This window comes from Geobacter sp. (genome assembly GCF_030834625.1).
GTDB lineage: Bacteria > Desulfobacterota > Desulfuromonadia > Geobacterales > Geobacteraceae > Geobacter.
In genome coordinates, this window is record NZ_JAUQXO010000031.1 from 85,610 (window position 1) to 103,986 (window position 18,377).

The window sequence follows — 18,377 nt, forward strand, 5'->3', positions numbered from 1 at the left end:
TACCGCTCTCCTGTTGGTTGACGCTCTGCTCACTGTCGACCTCTGGAGATCTCGCATGACTTGTGTCGTCTGTGGTCAGGGGAGTGCCGAGTTTGGCCGGGCCACTATGTTGGGACGCTATCCGGTCCGCTACTTCCGGTGCGTGGCATGTGGCTTCATCCAGGCCAGGGAGCCCTACTGGCTCCACGAGGCCTACGGCGAGGCGATCAAGCGGAGCGACGTGGGGCTCGTGCGGCGAAACAGCCGTCTCGCTACGGTGACTGGGGCGGTCATAACCGCCTTTTTCGACCGGGGTGCTCGTTTTCTCGACTATGGGGGGGGGTACGGGCTCCTTGCCCGGATGATGCGCGACAAGGGGTACGACTTCTACCGCTGGGACAAACACTGCGAGAACCTCTTCGTCCAGGATTTCGAGGCCGGTGATACCGACCAGGGCTCCTTCGCCCTGGTGACCGCCTTCGAGGTGTTCGAGCACCTGCCTGCGCCCCTGGATGATATCGGCGAGATGCTACGCTTCTCCCGGAACATCCTCTTTACCACGGAACTTGTTCCCGATCCGCCGCCGTCCCCCGACAAGTGGTGGTACTACGGCCTGGAACACGGCCAGCATGTCTCGTTCTACACTCGCAAGTCCCTGGCCGCCATTGCGGAGAGGTTTTCGCTCAATCTCTGCACCAACGGCAGGTCGCTTCACCTGCTGACGGAGCGCCCCATCCCCTCGTGGGCATTCAGAGCGCTCTCCTGGCGTCCGGCGGCCGTGGTGCTGAACGGCATCTGCCGGCGTCGGTCGCTCATCGACACCGATTATGAGCGGATTGTCAGGAAAAATTCAGGAGAGGGACCACGACGGCCATGAAGGAATTTTTCGACGATTACGTGCAGACGGTGTTCGGTGAGAACGCCCAGGCGGCGTTCAAGTTCCGGCAGTTCGAACGGAACTACCGGCGCTTCTTTCCCGCCCGGACGGACGCACCGCTCCTGGATATCGGCATCGGCCGGGGAGAGATGCTCTCCTCCATGAAGAACTGGGGGTTCACCAATTACCGGGGAGTGGACATCTCCCCCAGCACCGTCGCCTTCTGCTCATCCCTGGGACTCCCCTGCGAGCGGGTGGAGGATACCGTTGCCTGGCTCCGGGAACATCCGGGCTCCTTCGACATGATCACGCTTCTCGACGTGCTCGAACACGTGCCGAAGGCGGGGACGATCCCGTTCCTGACGGCGCTGCGCGGCGCCCTCGCTCCCGGCGGGACGCTCATCGTGCAGGTCCCCAACATGCAGGCCCCCGACAGCCAGCTCCACCGCTACAACGACTTCACCCACGAGGCGGGCTTTACCGAGAACAGCCTGCGCCAGGTGCTCCTTACGGCCGGATTCTCTGCAGTTTCCCTCCACGGGTTTGAGGATTCCGTGGCGCAGACGCTCCGGGAGAAGGTGCGGCTCATGCTGCGACCCCTTTACTGGCGGCTGGTGCGGCTCACGCGGAAGCTCAACGGCAATCTCTCGCCCGCCATCCTGCACCCGGTTTTCTATGCCGTGGCCGCTTCGGGCGACACGGCGACTGCGGAGGAACCATGAAAAAAGCGCTCATCACCGGCATCGCCGGCCAGGACGGCTCCTACCTGGCCGAGCTTCTCCTTGAGAAGGGGTACGAGGTCTACGGCATCGTCCGCCGGACCGCCATCGAGGACGCACAGCACCGGCTCCGGAACCTGACCCACCTTCAGGACCGGATCCATCTGAAGGTCGCCTCCCTGGACAACGTCCTCTCCATCATCAAAACGGTGAAGGACCTGCTGCCCGACGAGTGCTACCATCTGGCCGCATCCAGCTTCGTCAGCTATTCCTTCGAGGACGAACTTTCCATCATCAACAACAACGTGAACAGCACCCACTACCTTCTGGCGGCCCTGCGGGAGTTCGCCCCCGCCTGCCGGGTCTATTTCGCCGGAACCAGCGAGATGTTCGGCAACGCCGCCACCGCCCCCCAGGACGAGGCAACGCCGTTCAACCCCCGCTCCATCTACGGCATCTCCAAGGTGGCCAGCTACTATCTGGTGAAGAACTACCGCCAGCAGTACGGCATGTTCGCCTGCTCCGGCATCCTCTACAACCACGAGTCTCCCCGCCGGGGGTACGAGTTTGTTACCCGCAAGATCGTCTCCTCGGCGGTTCGGATCAAGCGGGGACTCCAGCAAAACCTCGTCCTCGGGAACCTGGATGCCGTCCGCGACTGGGGGTTCGCCCCCGACTACGTCCGGGCCATGTGGCTCATGCTCCAGGCCGACGCTCCCGACGACTACGTGGTGGCCAGCGGCGAGACCCACAGTGTCCGCCAGTTCGTGGACACGGTCTTTTCCTGTCTGGGGCTCGACTACCGCCAGTACGTGACCACCGACCCGAAGCTCTTCCGTCCCTCGGAGGCGGTCCCCCTCTGCGGCAACCCCGCGCGGATCATCTCCCGGCTCGGCTGGTCCCGGACGAAATCATTCGAGGAAATCATCCGGCTCATGGTTGAGGAAGAGCTGCGGCGCTATGACGATGCTGGAGGGGTCGGCGAGCCGTGAGGATCGGCCTCAATGCCATAAGTCTCGTGCCCGGTAAGATCGGCGGGATGGAGACCTACCTCCGCAACCTGGTGGCAACCCTCCAGCGGCTGGACACCGCTAACCGCTACGTGCTCATGGCCGATCCCCGCCACGCCGGGGCGATTCCCCTTACGGCAGAAAACTTCTCGGTCCGAACCTTCTCCTACGCCAAGCCGTCGCCGGGTTGGTTCGCCCGGGGGGTGGTGCGCAACCTCACGGGCCGCGACATCCTGCGGACGGCGGTGGACGGCATGGCCGTGGATGTCATCCACCACCCCTTCACCGTCCTCACCCCGCCGGGAACGCGGATTCCGTCGGTACTCACCTTCTGGGACATGCAGCACGAATTCTTCCCGGAGTTCTTCTCCCCCCTGGATCTGCGCCGCCGCCGGATGCTCTATCGGAGCTCAGCCGAGGAGGCGACCCAGATCATCGTCAGTGCCACTTTTACCAAGGAGTGCCTGGTGGAGCGCTACGGGATCGATCCGGCAAAGATCACCGTCATTTTTACCGGAATCGGTGAGGGATTCAGGGCCATGGACGACGGGAGCCTCCTGACGTCCGTCCGTGAGAAACACGGGCTCCGGCGACCCTTCCTCTACTACCCGGCCGCCACCTGGCCCCACAAGAACCACCGGAGGCTCCTGGCTGCCTTCCGGCTCCTGACGGACCGGGGTCTCTTCGACGGCGATCTGGTCCTGAGCGGCATCGCCATGCAGTCCCACGGCGAGATCCTGGCTGAAATCGGTCGTCTGGGGCTGGAGGAGAGGGTCCGGGTCCTTGGCTACCTCCCCACGGAGGAGCTGCCGCTCCTCTACAACCTGGCAACGGCCCTGGTCTTTCCCTCCCTTTTTGAAGGGTTCGGCATCCCGCTGGTGGAGGCCATGGCCTGCGGCTGTCCCATCATCTGCGCCGATGCAGCGTCGCTCCCCGAGGTGGCCGGCGATGCGGGGGCCCTCTTCGATCCCCGCTCCGTGGAGGATATGGCCGAGACCATCGGTCGGACCATTGCCGATCCGGAGCGCCTGGAGGAACTGCGCCGCCGGGGGCTCCAGCGGGCGAGGCTCTTCGACTGGGAGACCACGGCGCGACAGACCCTCCGGGTCTATGGGGAGGCGGCCGGCTCCCGATGATCGTCTCTGTCATCACCGTCACTCTCAACAGCGAGCGGCATCTGGAAGAGGCCATGGGGAGCGTCCTCAGTCAGGATTGGCTGGAGTTGGACTACGTCATCGTCGACGGCGGCTCCACCGACGGTACCCTTGGCATCATCCGGCGTCTGGCGTCCACCGACCCGCGCATCCGCTGGATCTCCGAGCCGGATAACGGGATATCCGACGCCTTTAACAAGGGGATCACCCGTGCTCGGGGGGAGCTGATCGGCATCCTGAACTCCGACGACACCTACGCGCCGGGGGCGGTCAGGGCCGTGGCCGAGGCGTTCGCGGCGCACCCGGCGTGCGATGTCTTCCACGGCGACATGGTCCGCTTCGAAGGGGATCGGGAGCTCTTCGTCTTGAAGCCCAGCGAGCCCGGCCCCGCCACCTGGCACGAAATGTCCCTGAACCACCCCGCCACCTTCGTGACCCGGCGGGCCTACGACGCCGTGGGGTCCTTCGATGTCGGGCTGCGGGTCGCCATGGACTATGACCTGGTGCTTCGCCTCTACCGCCACGGCTGCCGGTTCCACTATCTGCCGCGGGTCCTGGCGGGAATGCGGTACGGCGGCGCCAGCGACGAGCGGCTCCTGGCCGTGGCCCGGGAGGTGTATGCCGTAACCGTCCGCCTCGGCTATCCCCGGTGGCAGGCGGGCTTCTGGTTCGGGGTGCGGATCGCGAAGGGGGTCGTCAAGCGGCTCCTGCGGCGGCTGGGGCTCCACGACGTGATGCGGCTCCATCCCCGATTCCACGCCAAGGGAAAGACAGAAGGATAACCCATGCGCATTGCCATCGACGCATCCACCATATCCACCCAGGGGGGGCCCCGGACCTACGTCCTCGGACTCGTGGAGGCCCTCCTCGCCATGGACCGGGAGAACGAGTACGTAATCTTCTACAACGATCCGTGCCATTTGGGGCGTTTCCCCGGCGCTAAGGAGATCGTCCTCCCGGGGAAGAACCCGGCGGCGCGCCTCGTGCGGGAGCACCTGCGCCTGCCCCTGGCCTGCTCCCGGGAGCGGATCGATCTCCTCCACTGCCCCAAAAGCGCCATTCCGTTCTTCTCCCCCTGCCCGACCGTGGTCACGCTCCACGACCTGATCCCCATCAAACACCCGGAGACGGAGAAGTTCGCGGCTCGGCTCTACTGGCGGCTCCAGATCCCTATTGCCGCCCGACGGAGCGCCTTCATCATAACCGACTCGGCGCATGCCCGCGCCGAGATCATGGCCGATTTCCGCGTGCCGCTGGAGCGGATCCGGGCGGTGATGCTCGGCTTCAATCCGGCCATGCTGGAGCCCCGGGACCCGGCGGCCGGCAAGGCTGTCCGGGCCCGCTACGGGCTCCCCGACAGCTACATCCTCTATGTGGGGACCATTCAGCCCCGGAAGAACCTGGCGACCCTCATCGAGGCGTTCAGTCTCCTGCGGCGGGAGGGGAGCGTGACGGCAAAACTCGTCATCGTCGGCCGCAAGGGGTGGCTTTACGACGCCCTCTTTACCCGCCTCCGGGAGCTTCAGCTGGAGGAGGAGGTGATCTTTACCGGTTTCGTCCCCGACGAGGAACTCCCCTTCATCTACGACGGCGCCGCGGTCTTCGCCTATCTCTCCCTCTTCGAGGGGTTCGGGCTCCCCCCCTTGGAGGCCATGGCCTGCGGCGTTCCGGTCATTACCTCCAACACCACGTCACTTCCCGAGGTGGTGGGAGATGCCGGCTTCGCCATTCCTCCCACCGACGTGATGGCGGTGGCCGACGCCCTCAGGAGAGTCCTGTCCGATCCCCTCCTGGCCGGGGCGATGAGGGAGAAGGGGCTCGCCCGGGCTCGGCTCTTTTCCTGGGAGGCGGCGGCCCGGGAGACCCTGGATATCTACCGGCAGGCGGCACACCGGTGAAGACCATGACAAATCCTAGACAACCGGAGAACACCATGACCGAACGGCGGAAGGACCTCCTGGCCCTGGCGCTCCTCCTGGCGCTTCTCATCGCGTTCTTTGCCCAGATCCTCTTCACCGGCAAGATCATCCGCGCCCCGGACATCATCAACGAGTACTACTGGTCGGTGCTGCGGCTCTCCAGCCAGGAGTTTCTCGACTTTTTCCGCATCCCGCTCCACGCGGACTGGGACATCTACGCCAACAGCGGCAACACCCTGGAGGGGGGCGAGGTGGGGGGGCATTTCCTCTTCCTTCCCAACCTGATCTACTACTTTATTTCACCGCCGGCCAGCGTTGCCTGGTTCATCGTTCTCCACCTCTTTTTCGGCGCCTGTGGCACCTATTGCTGCTGTCGGGCCATTGGCCTCAGCCGTCCGGCGGCGTTTTTCGGCGGTCTCATCTTTGCCCTGGCGCCGGAGAACGCCTCCCTCATCAACGCTGGCCACGTGCTGAAGATCGCCACCATCAGCGTGGCACCCTGGGCTTTCTTTCTTTTGGAGAGGGGGTTCCAGCGACGTCGCGTGATCTGGTTCCTGGCCACCGGCTTCGCCCTCGCAATCCAGTTCTTCTACACCCACTGGCAGATCGCCTTCTACACCTGCCTCTGCATCGGCGTCTACGGCATTGCCCGCTCCATCGGCATCCTTGTGACGGAGCGGCCCGCTGGGCGGGAAACGCTCCGGCTGGCGGGACTCAATCTGGTGGTGCTCTTCTTCTTCCTCTCCACCGTGGCCGTGTCGCTGGTGCCGCTTGCCAGCTGGTCTGTTGATACCAACCGGGGTGCCCAGAGCGGCGCCAACCAGGGGAAGGGGGGGCTTGCCCGAGAGGAGGCGATGCTCTGGTCCCTGCCGCCGGAGGAACTGGGAGCCTTCGTGGTCCCCGGCATGGTCGGCTTTTCCCGGCAGGAGGGAGGAGAGAACCCCTCGAATATCGCCGCCTACTACTGGGGACGGATGGTCTTCACCCAGACCACCAGCTATCTGGGGCTGTTGCCGTGGCTCCTGGTGCCGCTCCCGCTCATTTTCCGGCGGGACCGCTACACCTGGCTCGCCGTGGGGGGGCTCGTCGGGGGGATTCTCTTCTCCATGGGGAAGTATACCCCGTTCTACAACCTGCTCTTCGATTACTTCCCGGGGATCGACCGGTTCCGGGTCCCGAAGATGATGATGTTCATCCCGGTTCTCGGCATCGGGGTCCTGGCCGCCCGGGGCGTCGACCTCCTGCGGGACGGGGCGCTGCGGCAGAGCCCCGCTTTCCGCCGCTACGCGGTGGGACTCCTAACGCTGCCGGTGGCGCTCCTGGTGGTCCTCGGCATCCAGTACGGGGCCCGGGAGCACCTGGTCGGTGCCTTCGTGGAGCTGCTGGCCCGCCCCACCAATTACCAGCAGGGGGCTCACCTGGTGGGAGAGCGGTGGAACAACCTGATGGTGGAGACGGGAATCGCGGCGGGACTGGCGCTACTTTGTGCCCTCTCCGTCTGGCTGTGGCGGAAGGGAAGGCTTTCGTCGGCCCTCCTCCCGGCAGTGCTGGTCGTCCTGTACGTGGCTGATGTGGGACGGGTGAACGCCAAATTCATGTTTCTGGTGGATGCCCCCCGCAAGACGGCCGAAGAACGGACGACGGTTATCGATTACTTGGCCCGCCAGCCTAAGGAGTACCGGGTTCTCCCCCTTGGCGCCGATCCAAACCCCTATGTGCTCGCAAAGATCCCGACCTTCTACATGCCGATGCCGGTCCAGCAGGTGCGGTGGCAGGATATCCTCGACAACTTCGCCTTCGATTCAGCCATCCCCGACATGCTGAACGTCCGCTATCTCGTCTACGGAAGGGAGCAGTACGAGCAGCAGAAGCCGCTGCTGGCGGAGAAGTACATGCCGGTCTTCATCTCCCCCGACGGCTCCCAGGTAGTCCTCGAGAACCGCTCCGTTCTCCCCAAGGGGTGGCTCGTCCCATCGGCTGCCGTGATCCCCGACTCCGGGCAGGCACTGGCGATCCTCCAGAACCGCTCCTTTGATCCTCGACGGCTTGCCCTCGTGGAAACTCCGCCGCCAATCCCTTTGGCCACGCCAAATGACGTGGGCACCGGGACTGTCGGCACGGTGCGTCTCGATCGGTACGAGGGGGTCCGGATCGACCTGGCCGTTGCTGCCGAGCGAAACGCTTTGCTTGTGCTTGGCGAAAAGTACTACCGGGGATGGAAGGCATACGTGGACGGGAAGGAGACGCCGGTCTACCCCGTGAATCACATCCTGCGCGGCATCTACCTCCCCCCGGGCGAACATCGGGTGGAGTTCCGATTCGATCCGCTCCCCTTCAAGATCGGCAAGTACCTGACCCTTGCGTCCTTTGCCTTGTTCGCCGGCATACTCATCCGGGAGTGGCTGCTCCGGCGGCGGAGCAGCGCGGTGTGAAGAGGGATTTCTCGATGATAAGCGAGACTCAGACCGTGGATGAGCTGCGGGGCTACGATCTGCGGATCGTCCAGGAGCGTCACGGGTACCGCTTTTCCCTCGATCCGCTGCTCCTCTGCGCTTTTGCCGCCCCGGGGGTGGGGGCGCGAGTGATCGATCTGGGAACCGGCAGCGCCATTATCCCTCTCGTGCTTGCCCGGCGGACCGAGCAGGCCACCTTTGTCGGCGTGGAGCTCCAGGATGGGATGGCTGAACTGGCGGAACGTAACGTGGAACTCAATGGTCTCGCCGATCGGATCGCCATCCTCCGCGAGGATGTCCTCGGCCTCCGGAAGCGCTTTCCCGTTTCCTCCTTCGACTTGGTCCTTTCCAATCCCCCCTATCGCAAGCGTGGCACTGGCAAGGTGAGTCCCAAGGCGGGGCGTGACGACGCTCGCCACGAATCGACGGCGACCCTGGCCGACTTCCTGGCCGCTGCCAAGTACCTAGTGAAACCCACCGGTCGGATATGTTTCATCTACCATCCTGCACGACTCCCCGAGCTCCTTGCCGAGGCCCATCTTCAGAAACTGGCGCCGATGAGGCTTCGGCTCGTGCATGGAACGGCAGATGCCGCGGCCAGAATGGTTCTTGTTGAGTTCGCCAAGGGGCGCAGGGCCGATCTGAAGGTGCTCTCACCCTTGGTCGCCAGGACCGCGGGGCTTGACTACACCCCTGAGTTGGCAGAAATACTGGGAGGTGATCCCCGCTGAAAATGGGTTGACGCGATTGAGTGTTACTCTTTGTCGGGGGGCGTTGAGGAAAGGTGTTTCGCCATGAGGCGGGAGATGATCTCGCGGAGTTCGGGGTCGTCGACGGTTTCCGTCTCCGTCGCTACGAATTCCTGCTCTGCCTGGGTCAGCTCCCGGGGGGGCGGGCGGTGTTCGGGGGGGGCGTCGGCGGGTGACTCGACCCTTCCCGCCTTGAGGTAGATATCCCGGACCACCGGTTCGCCGAGGAGGGAATTCAGTTTTTCGACTATCCCCCGCTTGAGGAAGTTCAGCTGTTGCATCCAGGGGGCATTGGCGACCGCTACGGTCAGGGTTCCGTCGCGAAAACCAACTGGGCGTGCGAGGGAGGCGATCCGCTCTCCCACTGCCTGATCCCAGATGAGCCAGATCCGCCCTTCCTTCAGGCGCCGTTCCGCGGGTTGGCCGTGCAGGGCCTCTGCCAGCAGGTCCGCCACGGGGCGGGGGCGCGACATGCGGGAGCGAGCGTCACCCATTGCGCTGACGCCGCCGTTGGATCATGCCGCCAATAATCTGTCCGGCCACGGCACCTCCGAGGGTGAGAGGGACGATTTTCCAGCTGAATCCGGCCTTGACGCGGAGATAAATGATGAAAGGGATGGAAATGTGGACATAGAAGTACCAGCCGAAGGTGAACTTCTCGTACCCTTGCCGAAGGTAGCCACAGGGGATATTTATGATGATGACGAGCAGGATGAGTCCGAAGATCATCACAAAGGGATGCATTGTCCACCTCTGGCGGCATGGTACGTGATGAGTTCTCCCTTTGTCAACGAGCTTGATTCCTTGCAGGGGCACCGATGGTGTGTACCATTGCTGTGTGTGACGAGAAAGGGGAAATGATGGTTCGAGATGGCGACTGTATTGCGATTTTTCATTCGATTCACCGGGTGATGAAAGCTGAGAAGGTGCTCAAGGGACAACGGCTTCCCATCCTTCTCATTCCGGCCCCCCGGGCACTCCATGCCGACTGCGGCCTTGCCATCCGGTATGCCGCCGCCGACCGGGAGGCTGTCGAAGGGCTCCTGACAGCGGAGGGGCTTGTGCCGGAAGAGATCCATGTCAAGCAGGGGGAGCACTATCTCAAGGTCGGCTAGTTTCGGAGGGCACCGCGGCAGGTAGCTATCCCCTTGTGGTAAAAATGTTTTTGCTTGACACTGGCTTGTGGGCTCATCTATAGTTAACCTCTTTCTCCGTGGATACGTGCGCCCTGTGGGTGCTTTCCGCCGCCCGTGCGGCCCTGATGGAAATAGATGTTCGAAAACCTTTCCGATAAACTCGATCTTCTCTTCAAAAAGCTCCGCGGCCAAGGGGTCATGACTGAGGAGAATGTCAAGGAGGCGCTCCGCGAGGTGCGGCTTGTCCTGCTTGAGGCCGACGTCAACTTCAAGGTCGTCAAGGATTTTGTCGAGAAGGTTCGTGAGCGGGCCGTCGGTACCCAGGTTCTCCAGAGCCTCTCTCCGGGGCAGCAGGTTATCAAGATCGTCCAGGAGGAACTCGTCGCCCTCATGGGTGGCGGCGAGGATAACAGCCTCGATCTTGCCGCCAAACCGCCGGTTGCCCTGATGATGGTCGGCCTCCAGGGTTCCGGCAAGACCACCACTTGCGGCAAGTTGGCGCGACTCCTCAAGGGGCAGCGACGTCGTCCGTTGTTGGTGCCCGCAGACGTCTACCGGCCGGCTGCCATCGAGCAGCTCAAGACCCTTGGTCGCCAACTTTCGGTGGAGACCTTTGATTCGCGAGTTGATCAGGATCCTGTCGACATCTGTCGCGAGGCCCTCCGCTACGCCGCACTCAATGGCTTCGACACGGTGATTCTCGATACCGCCGGTCGTCTCCAGATCGACGAGTATCTCATGAATGAACTCGTTCGGATCAAGGAGGTGGCGGAACCCAGGGAGATCCTCTTTGTAGCCGACGCCATGACCGGCCAGGAGGCGGTTAATGTCGCCAGCGGCTTCAACGAGCGGCTCGATATAACCGGTGTGGTTCTTACCAAGCTCGACGGCGATGCCAAGGGGGGCGCGGCCCTGTCGATCCGGGCGGTCACCGGCAAGCCGGTGAAGCTCGTGGGCCTTGGCGAGAAGCTCGACGCCCTGGAGGTCTTCTACCCGGACAGACTTGTGTCGCGCATCCTCGGCATGGGGGACATTCTGACCCTTGTGGAGAAGGCCCAGGCAACCTTCGATACAACGGAGACGGAGCGGCTCCAGCAGAAGCTCAAGAAGAGCCAGTTCGATCTCGAGGACTTCAAGAACCAGCTCCAGCAGATCAAGAAGATGGGTTCTCTCGACTCGATCCTCGGAATGATCCCCGGCGTCGGCAAGGCCATGAAGCAGATGCAGGGGGGGCAGCCCTCTGAGAAGGAACTCAAGCGGATCGAGGCAATCATCGATTCCATGACCCCCGGCGAGCGGGCGAACCACCAGATCATCAACGGCAGCCGCCGGTTGCGGATCGCCAAGGGGAGCGGCACTACGGTTCAAGAGGTTAATCAGCTCCTGAAGCGATTCACCGAGGCACAGAAGGTGATGAAGCAGCTCCAGAAGCTGGGGCCCAAGGGGCTTATGCGTGGGATGAAAGGAATGGGGAAAGGAATGTTCCCCTTCTGATAGATGCACTAGTAGTTGTAATCCGAACTGTCACTGATGTGACATGACACATACAAATATAACTCTCGACGGTCACCGGCCGTGAGAACACCAGGAGGAAGAAGATGGCTATAAAGATGCGTTTGGCCCGTGCCGGGGCGAAGAAGAAGCCCTTTTACCAGATCGTTATCGCCGATGTTCGCAGCCGCCGCGATGGCCGGTTCATCGAAAATGTCGGGACCTACGACCCGAACCAGAATCCTGCAGCCGTGAAGTTCGAAGAGGGTAAGGCCCTTGAGTGGCTCGGCAAAGGGGCTCAGCCCACCGACACCGTCAAGCAGATGCTCAAGAAGGCCGGCCTCTGGGAGAAGTTTACGACCAAGCCCGCATAAGTACACCCTGTAACGCTGCTTCGCTCCCGGTCCGCCGGTCATTCCCATTGCAGAGGTTACCGACATGAGAGAGCTTGTAGAGACCATCGCAAAGGCGCTTGTGGACGACCCCACTCAGGTGAGAACCACCGAGGAGATGGAAGAGGATACAACAGTCATCAAGCTGACCGTGGCCAAAGAGGATATGGGACGAATCATCGGTAAAGAGGGACGGACGGCAAAGGCAATCCGGACCCTGCTCAACGCGGTATCCACCAAGGATAACAAGAAAGCCGTGCTGAAGATTGTCGAGTAATGCTGCAGGGCACCGAACTCGTGTTGCTCGGCAAGGTCGTCGCAACACACGGCATCAGGGGACAGTTGGTAGTGGTCTCCTTTTCCGGCGAATTCAGCACTATCCTGTCGCTTCCTGCAGTCTTGCTCAAGGGACCGGAAAATCGTACGGAGAGCTTTGAGGTGGAGCGGGCTGCCGTCCACCGGAATCGGGCTCTCCTGACACTAAAGGGTTTCACGAACATAAATGAGGTCCTCCACTTGGTGGGGCGCGAGTTCTTCGCCCGACGGGACCAGTTTCCTCCCCTTGATGAAGGGGAGTTCTACTGGTGTGACCTTATCGGTCTTTCGGTAACGACTGACGAAGGGGAACCCCTAGGTCGCATCGCCGAGATCATTGACACGGGAAGTAACGACGTCTACGTGGTCAGGGGGGGGGATAAAGAATATCTGATCCCGGCCCTTGAGGACATAGTTGTCAATGTTGATTTGGACAAAGGAATCATGACCGTCAGCCCCCCTGAGGGGCTGCTTGATCTATGAAATTCGATATTCTGACCCTTTTCCCTGCCATGTTCGAAGGACCTCTCACCGAGAGCATCATTCGGCGGGCCGTCGAGAGGGGCCTTCTTGATATTCGCCTTCATCAGATTCGCGATTTTGCCACCGATCGGCACAAGGTTGTAGATGACGCCCCCTACGGCGGTGGTGACGGCATGGTCATGAAGGTGGAGCCCATTGCAGCCTGTATCGAGGCCGTCAAGGTTGAACGGCCGCATGCGCGGGTCATCTTGACCACACCCCGGGGGCGCCTTTTCGATGATGCGGCGGCCCGTGAACTGGCGCAGGAAGACGAGGTTATTGTCATCTGCGGCCGTTATGAGGGCGTCGACGAGCGAGTGCGCGAACTTTTCGTTGACGATGAGTTTTCCATCGGCGATGTGGTTCTCACTGGCGGTGAGCTGGCCGCCATGGTCATGGTCGATGCCACTGCTCGATTCATCCCCGGCGTCCTTGGTTCACCAGGGTCGGCTGAGATGGATACCTTCTCAAACGGCTTGCTTGAATATCCGCACTATACGCGGCCAGCTGAATTCCGTGGATCAACCGTGCCCCCCGTGCTTCTGTCGGGAAACCATGCCGAGGTTGCACGTTGGCGTCGCCGCAAAGCCTTGGAAAAGACGCTCCGCACGCGACCAGACCTTCTTGAAAGAGCCGTGCTGAACAGTAATGACCGACAGTGTCTTGCTGAGCTCGAATCGGAAATCTGCAGGTGAGTGACACACTGCAGGGTAACTCCAACGTGAGTGTGGCGCTTCTCCATCATCCGGTCTACGATAAGAACCGGCAGGTGGTCTCAACTGCCGTAACGAATCTGGACATCCACGATATAGCGCGTTCAGCTCGGACGTTCGGCTTGTTCCGTTATTACGTGTCGACACCGGTTCACGGGCAACAGCAGCTTGCGGAGAGGATTGTTCGACACTGGCAGGAGGGGTGGGGAGCCACCTACAATCCCAAGCGCAAGGCTGCCCTTGAATTGATCCAGATAGTCTCGACCCTTGACGAAGTTCTGGCAGACTTGCACGGCCGCTTCGGCAGGCCGGCAAAGCTCGTGACGACCGGAGCACATCTCCATCCGCGGAGCGTCACGTTTGGCCATTTGCGAGAGCTTATGGCTGACCGGGATCAGCCTTTCTTGCTCCTTTTTGGCACCGGCTGGGGGCTCGTTGAAGAGGTTTTTGAAAGAGCAGATCTGGTTCTTGAACCGATCAGGGGGGTGGGAAATTACAATCATCTCTCAGTCAGATCTGCGGCAGCAATTATAATGGATAGATTGTTCGGTGCACGTTGAGCGGCTCCGATCGTAATCCACGAAACAATACGCGTTTACGCACATAAGGGAGGAAGAAGCACATGAACACAATCGACATGCTTGAACTTGAACAGATGAAGAAAAACATCCCCCCCTTCAAGCCTGGGGACACCGTCAAGGTCCACGTCAAGATCGTGGAGGGTGATAAGAGCCGTATCCAGGCCTTCCAGGGAGTGGTTATCGCCCGGCAGAATGGCGGTATTCGTGAGTCGTTCACCGTCCGCAAAATTTCCAACGGCATTGGCGTAGAGAGGGTTTTCCCGCTCCACTCGCCGTCCCTCGACGCCATTGAGGTGATTACTCGCGGCCATGTTCGCCGCGCTAAGCTCTACTATCTCCGCAAGCTTCGTGGCAAGGCTGCACGGATTCGCGAGAAGAAGTACGTAGCCGTCCGCTAATGCAAAAAGCCCCGCTCTGCGGGGCTTTTTCATTTAAGGAATCAACTCTGTGTGTCTGCCTCTATTCGACGACATAGGTGAAACGTCCCTATGGACCTATGAGGAACTCGCCTTCCGAAGGGGGTTCCGCACGGTAGCTGGCATCGACGAGGCTGGGCGAGGCCCACTGGCCGGCCCCGTGGTTGCGGCGGCGGTTATTCTGCCGGCCGCAGTAGACCTCCCTGAGATCGATGACTCAAAGAAACTTTCCGCATCAAAGCGTGATCAGCTCCACAGGCTGATTTACGATCGAGCTCTTGCCGTCGGTGTCGGTGTGGCTGACCACGTCTGTGTCGACCGAATCAATATTCTTCAGGCCACGCTCAGTGCCATGGCGGATGCTGTCAATCAGCTTACTGTTCCCGCTGACTTTCTCCTCATAGACGGCATTTCCACAATCCCCCTCAATCTCCCCCAGAGAACCATCAAGAAAGGTGACAGCGCCAGTATTTCCATCGCTGCTGCCTCAATCATTGCAAAGGTCACCCGGGACCGGATGATGATGGCGTACGATCAGCAGTACCCCGGTTACGGTTTTGCAGAGCACAAGGGGTACGGCTGCGCATCGCATCTGTCTGCCATTGCGACACTGGGGCCCTGCCCCATCCACCGCAAGACGTTTAGAGGAGTCAAAGAGCATGTCGTTCCACAATAAGTCTCTTGGCAGTGCGGGGGAAGAGTTGGCTGCGGCATTTCTGGAGCGGCATCGTTACCGAATCCTTGAGCGGAACTTTCGCTGTAAGGGCGGCGAGATTGATATTGTGGCCCGAGACGGCAAAACAATCGTCTTCATCGAAGTCAAAACGAGGAAAACCGGAATGTACGGACCGCCCCAGCTTGCCGTTACACCCTTCAAGCAGCGCCAAATTTCCAAGGCGGCGCTCACCTGGCTTGCCAAGACCCGACAGTTTGATGCCAGCGCCCGTTTTGACGTAATATCCATTATAGTTACGGGGCAGGAACCGCAGATTGAACATATTCCCAACGCCTTCGACCTGGCCTACTAGCCTGGGAATACCGTTGAAAACTACGTCCTGCCGTGCTACCTTTGACCGAAAATTCGGGGGCATCAACCGTGGATTTTACTGTCGCGCTGGCTCAGATCAAACCAAAGCTCGGCTGTCTTGCCGAAAACTGCATCCTTATAGAGTCCTCCATTGAGCGCGCCATTGCCGGCAAGGCGGAACTGGTCGTTTTCCCTGAGCTCGCTTTCACCGGGTACTTCCTGAGGGACCTGGTTCCGGATATTGCTTTACGGCTCGATGCTCCGGAGATTATGCGCCTCCGCGAGCTTTCTCGCCATGTGGCCATCGCTGTCGGCTTCGTGGAGGTTTCCGACGACTACCGCTTCTTCAATTCCGCGCTTTATTTGGATGGTGGTGAAATCCGACACATTCACCGCAAGGTCTACCTTCCCACCTACGGTCTCTTTGACGAACAGCGTTACCTTGCCCGTGGCGAGCAATTCCGTGCCTTCGATACTCGATTCGGGCGCATGGGAATACTTATCTGTGAGGATATGTGGCATCTCTCGGCCCCCTACATCCTCGCCATGGACGGTGCCACGACCCTCATCTGCCTCTCTAGCAGTCCAGGTCGAGGTATCTCAGAGGACGAAAACCTGGGCTCAACGGCCGCTTGGCAGAAACTCACCTCCACGACAGCAATGTTTCTTAACAGCCGTGTTTTCTATTGCAATCGCGTAGGCTACGAAGACGGGGTCAACTTCTGGGGAGGCTCTGAGGTGATAGCTCCCTCAGGAAGCGTTGTCGGCCGGGCACAGCTATTCGACGAGGATATGGTCCTCGCGCGGATCGATGAGGGGGAGCTGCGGCGTGAGCGGATCTTCTCGCCGATGATGCGCGACGAGAACCTCTCCGTTACCATGAACGAGCTGCGACGCATCGAGAAAGGTAGGGCTTGTTGATGGCGGGGATCAATGTCAAGCTTTTGCGCCGGATACTGGTCGGCTTCATCCGGGAGGAAGTCACCAAGGTTGGGGTGTGCAAGGCAGTTCTCGGCCTTTCAGGAGGTATTGACTCTGCACTTGTCGCGTATCTCGCCGCCGAGGCCCTCGGCCCCGAGAACGTCCATGCCTGTATCATGCCCTATAAAGCCAGCAACCCCGAAAGCGAAGCCCACGCCAAGCTCGCCGCGGAACAGATCGGCATTCACCACCAGGTAATCGACATTACACCAATGATCGACGTCTATTTTGCACGTTTTCCCGAGGCCGACAGCATGCGCCGCGGAAACAAGATGGCCCGCGAGCGAATGACGATTCTCTATGACCATTCGGCGGCTCTCCCGGCTCTTGTCCTTGGCACCAGCAACAAGACGGAGCTCCTCCTTGGCTACGGTACTCTGTACGGAGACATGGCCAGCGCTCTCAATCCCATCGGGGACATTTACAAAACTCAAGTTTGGCAACTTTCCGAAGAAATGGGTGTCCCCCTGGAGATCATCGAGAAGCAGCCGTCCGCCGATCTATGGGCCGGTCAGACCGATGAGCAGGAGCTTGGCTTTACCTATCGTGAGGTGGATAAGCTTCTTTATTCAATGGTCGATCTGCGGATGTCCCGTGAGGAGTTGGTCAAGAGCGGGTTCGCCACCGATTTCATCGCCACTGTCTCGTCCAGGATCCAGAACTCCCACTTCAAGCGAAGATTACCTGTCATAGCCAAGGTTTCCAACCGGACTATCGACCGGGACTTTCGCTACTCCCGCGACTGGGGTAAATGAGAACATCAGGCACGCTCTATATTGTCGCAACCCCCATTGGAAATCTTGAGGACATCACCTTTCGGGCAGTTCGTATCCTTAAGGAGGTGGATATCATCGCCGCCGAGGACACCCGCCATACTCGCAAACTCCTCAGCCACTTTGGCATCGGTAAGCCTCTCACCTCGTATTTCGACCACAATAAACACCTTAAGGGCGAGGCTATCCTTGATCGGCTCCGGCATGGGGCATCAGTTGCCCTTGTCTCCGATGCCGGTACGCCCTGCATAGCCGATCCCGGGTATCAACTTGTCCGAGATGCCGTCGCCGATGGGATTTCTGTTGTTCCGATTCCAGGGGTGTCGGCCGCCATCACAGCATTGTCGGCAGCGGGTCTCCCGACCGATTCTTTTACGTTCATAGGGTTTCTCTCGAGTAGGCAGGGAAAGAGACGCGAACAACTCTCAGCTCTTAAGGCCGAGGGGCGGGTACTCATATTCTATGAAGCACCAAACCGTCTTATGGCGACGTTGGGCGACATGCGTGATATCTGGGGGGAGCGTGACATGGTTGTCGCTCGGGAATTGACGAAGATTTTTGAGGAGTTCGCTCGAGGTGCTGCATCAGAGGTAATAGCCCGGTTTATGGATCGGCAGGTAAAGGGTGAAGTAGTCATTCTTGTTGCCCCGGCCGAGGAGCTAGAGCGCGGGAACGTGGGGACAGAAAGCCTCCAGAATGCTCTTTCTCGCTATCTATTCGTTGAGGGGCTTACACTCAAAGACGCGGTCAAGCGAGTTAGCGTTGAGCTGGACCGTCCCCGTAGTGAAGTGTATGCTGAAGCTTTGAGGATCAAGAGTTGAGCCAAATCCGCCAAAATTGGGGTGCAAAGCCTGTCACAATCTGGGTAATGGCCAAGCGATTCGTATAATCGGAGTCATTTGAAAAATTAACCTAAAAACTCCTTGACCGCACGAAAGAGGTTTGATATAACCTCACTTCCTTTTGACGGGACGGAAGCAGCAGGCAAGAAAAAAGCTTCTGGGTAGAAAAAAAGTGATTGACAGCAGGAACGAGAGTGTGTAGATTGCAAAGTCTGCCGCGGACGAAACGGCAGCTTGGTCTTTGAAAACTAAATAGCAGAGAAACACGTAAGCAGGTTTTTGCTAGCTTTAAAGATCTTCGGATCAAAAACGTTTAGTCAGTTCAAAC

Annotated in this window: 23 protein-coding genes; 21 read left to right on the top strand and 2 right to left on the bottom strand. The window is 60.2% G+C overall.

Annotation, left to right across the window (positions count from 1 at the left end; all coding sequences use genetic code 11):
- Positions 1 to 55: 55 nt before the first annotated feature.
- The 8 genes from RCH91_RS08550 to RCH91_RS08585 are packed head-to-tail and all read left to right on the top strand — an operon-like array spanning position 56 to position 8,842.
- A complete protein-coding gene (locus RCH91_RS08550; protein WP_306534209.1) occupies positions 56 to 856 on the top strand; it encodes a class I SAM-dependent methyltransferase in 801 nt (266 codons plus the stop codon).
- On the top strand, positions 853 to 1,578 hold the full coding sequence (locus tag RCH91_RS08555) for a bifunctional 2-polyprenyl-6-hydroxyphenol methylase/3-demethylubiquinol 3-O-methyltransferase UbiG (protein WP_306534210.1): 726 nt from the start codon (positions 853 to 855) through the stop codon (positions 1,576 to 1,578). The genes RCH91_RS08550 and RCH91_RS08555 overlap by 4 nt, the downstream gene beginning before the upstream one ends.
- Positions 1,575 to 2,567, top strand: a complete 993-nt coding sequence (locus RCH91_RS08560) for a GDP-mannose 4,6-dehydratase (protein WP_306534211.1) — start codon at positions 1,575 to 1,577, stop codon at positions 2,565 to 2,567. Before RCH91_RS08555 ends, RCH91_RS08560 begins: the two co-directional genes overlap by 4 nt.
- A complete protein-coding gene (locus RCH91_RS08565; RefSeq protein WP_306534212.1) occupies positions 2,564 to 3,721 on the top strand; it encodes a glycosyltransferase family 1 protein in 1,158 nt (385 codons plus the stop codon). Before RCH91_RS08560 ends, RCH91_RS08565 begins: the two co-directional genes overlap by 4 nt.
- On the top strand, positions 3,718 to 4,521 hold the full coding sequence (locus RCH91_RS08570; protein ID WP_306534213.1) for a glycosyltransferase family 2 protein: 804 nt from the start codon (positions 3,718 to 3,720) through the stop codon (positions 4,519 to 4,521). The genes RCH91_RS08565 and RCH91_RS08570 overlap by 4 nt, the downstream gene beginning before the upstream one ends.
- 3 nt (positions 4,522 to 4,524) lie before the next feature.
- Complete coding sequence (locus RCH91_RS08575; protein ID WP_306534214.1) at positions 4,525 to 5,637, top strand: glycosyltransferase family 1 protein; 1,113 nt, start codon at positions 4,525 to 4,527, stop codon at positions 5,635 to 5,637.
- A 35-nt stretch (positions 5,638 to 5,672) separates the two neighbouring features.
- Entirely contained in the window at positions 5,673 to 8,090 is a 2,418-nt protein-coding gene (locus RCH91_RS08580) for a YfhO family protein (protein ID WP_306534215.1), read from the top strand.
- Between the two features lie 14 nt (positions 8,091 to 8,104).
- Positions 8,105 to 8,842, top strand: coding sequence for a tRNA1(Val) (adenine(37)-N6)-methyltransferase (locus RCH91_RS08585; RefSeq protein WP_306534216.1), 738 nt, complete (start codon positions 8,105 to 8,107; stop codon positions 8,840 to 8,842).
- A gap of 23 nt (positions 8,843 to 8,865) precedes the next feature.
- Here RCH91_RS08585 and RCH91_RS08590 read toward each other — a convergent pair whose 3' ends face one another.
- Positions 8,866 to 9,354 (bottom strand): DUF721 domain-containing protein, encoded by a 489-nt coding sequence (locus RCH91_RS08590; protein ID WP_306534217.1) that lies wholly within the window; start codon positions 9,352 to 9,354, stop codon positions 8,866 to 8,868.
- Positions 9,347 to 9,604, bottom strand: a complete 258-nt coding sequence (locus tag RCH91_RS08595; protein WP_306534218.1) for a hypothetical protein — start codon at positions 9,602 to 9,604, stop codon at positions 9,347 to 9,349. The genes RCH91_RS08590 and RCH91_RS08595 overlap by 8 nt, the downstream gene beginning before the upstream one ends.
- A 116-nt stretch (positions 9,605 to 9,720) precedes the next feature.
- On the opposite strand from RCH91_RS08595, the gene RCH91_RS08600 reads away from it, so the two are divergent.
- The 13 genes from RCH91_RS08600 (at position 9,721) to rsmI (ending at position 18,028) form a co-directional block, all read left to right on the top strand.
- A complete protein-coding gene (locus RCH91_RS08600; RefSeq protein ID WP_306534234.1) occupies positions 9,721 to 9,975 on the top strand; it encodes a DUF3343 domain-containing protein in 255 nt (84 codons plus the stop codon).
- A gap of 156 nt (positions 9,976 to 10,131) precedes the next feature.
- The gene (ffh, locus tag RCH91_RS08605; protein WP_306534219.1) at positions 10,132 to 11,490 is read left to right on the top strand and encodes a signal recognition particle protein; all 1,359 of its coding nucleotides are present in this window, start codon (positions 10,132 to 10,134) and stop codon (positions 11,488 to 11,490) included.
- 104 nt (positions 11,491 to 11,594) lie between these two features.
- Entirely contained in the window at positions 11,595 to 11,861 is a 267-nt protein-coding gene (gene rpsP, locus RCH91_RS08610) for a 30S ribosomal protein S16 (RefSeq protein ID WP_306534220.1), read from the top strand.
- Between the two features lie 64 nt (positions 11,862 to 11,925).
- Positions 11,926 to 12,156: a KH domain-containing protein gene (locus RCH91_RS08615; RefSeq protein ID WP_306534221.1), complete on the top strand. Its 231-nt coding sequence runs from the start codon at positions 11,926 to 11,928 to the stop codon at positions 12,154 to 12,156.
- Positions 12,156 to 12,677: a ribosome maturation factor RimM gene (gene rimM, locus RCH91_RS08620; RefSeq protein ID WP_306534222.1), complete on the top strand. Its 522-nt coding sequence runs from the start codon at positions 12,156 to 12,158 to the stop codon at positions 12,675 to 12,677. Before RCH91_RS08615 ends, rimM begins: the two co-directional genes overlap by 1 nt.
- Positions 12,674 to 13,411: a tRNA (guanosine(37)-N1)-methyltransferase TrmD gene (trmD, locus tag RCH91_RS08625; RefSeq protein ID WP_306534223.1), complete on the top strand. Its 738-nt coding sequence runs from the start codon at positions 12,674 to 12,676 to the stop codon at positions 13,409 to 13,411. The genes rimM and trmD overlap by 4 nt, the downstream gene beginning before the upstream one ends.
- Complete coding sequence (locus RCH91_RS08630) at positions 13,408 to 13,989, top strand: RNA methyltransferase (protein ID WP_306534224.1); 582 nt, start codon at positions 13,408 to 13,410, stop codon at positions 13,987 to 13,989. The genes trmD and RCH91_RS08630 overlap by 4 nt, the downstream gene beginning before the upstream one ends.
- Before the next feature lie 62 nt (positions 13,990 to 14,051).
- A complete protein-coding gene (gene rplS / locus RCH91_RS08635) occupies positions 14,052 to 14,408 on the top strand; it encodes a 50S ribosomal protein L19 (RefSeq protein ID WP_306534225.1) in 357 nt (118 codons plus the stop codon).
- A gap of 49 nt (positions 14,409 to 14,457) precedes the next feature.
- The gene (locus RCH91_RS08640; protein WP_306534226.1) at positions 14,458 to 15,102 is read left to right on the top strand and encodes a ribonuclease HII; all 645 of its coding nucleotides are present in this window, start codon (positions 14,458 to 14,460) and stop codon (positions 15,100 to 15,102) included.
- Positions 15,086 to 15,454: a YraN family protein gene (locus RCH91_RS08645; RefSeq protein ID WP_306534227.1), complete on the top strand. Its 369-nt coding sequence runs from the start codon at positions 15,086 to 15,088 to the stop codon at positions 15,452 to 15,454. The genes RCH91_RS08640 and RCH91_RS08645 overlap by 17 nt, the downstream gene beginning before the upstream one ends.
- A gap of 68 nt (positions 15,455 to 15,522) precedes the next feature.
- Positions 15,523 to 16,374 carry a nitrilase-related carbon-nitrogen hydrolase gene (locus RCH91_RS08650; RefSeq protein WP_306534228.1) on the top strand — a complete coding sequence of 284 codons (852 nt, stop codon included), beginning with the start codon at positions 15,523 to 15,525 and terminating at the stop codon, positions 16,372 to 16,374.
- Positions 16,374 to 17,189, top strand: a complete 816-nt coding sequence (locus tag RCH91_RS08655; RefSeq protein WP_306534229.1) for an NAD+ synthase — start codon at positions 16,374 to 16,376, stop codon at positions 17,187 to 17,189. Before RCH91_RS08650 ends, RCH91_RS08655 begins: the two co-directional genes overlap by 1 nt.
- Positions 17,186 to 18,028 (top strand): 16S rRNA (cytidine(1402)-2'-O)-methyltransferase, encoded by an 843-nt coding sequence (gene rsmI / locus RCH91_RS08660; RefSeq protein WP_306534230.1) that lies wholly within the window; start codon positions 17,186 to 17,188, stop codon positions 18,026 to 18,028. Before RCH91_RS08655 ends, rsmI begins: the two co-directional genes overlap by 4 nt.
- The last annotated feature ends 349 nt before the right edge of the window (positions 18,029 to 18,377 follow it).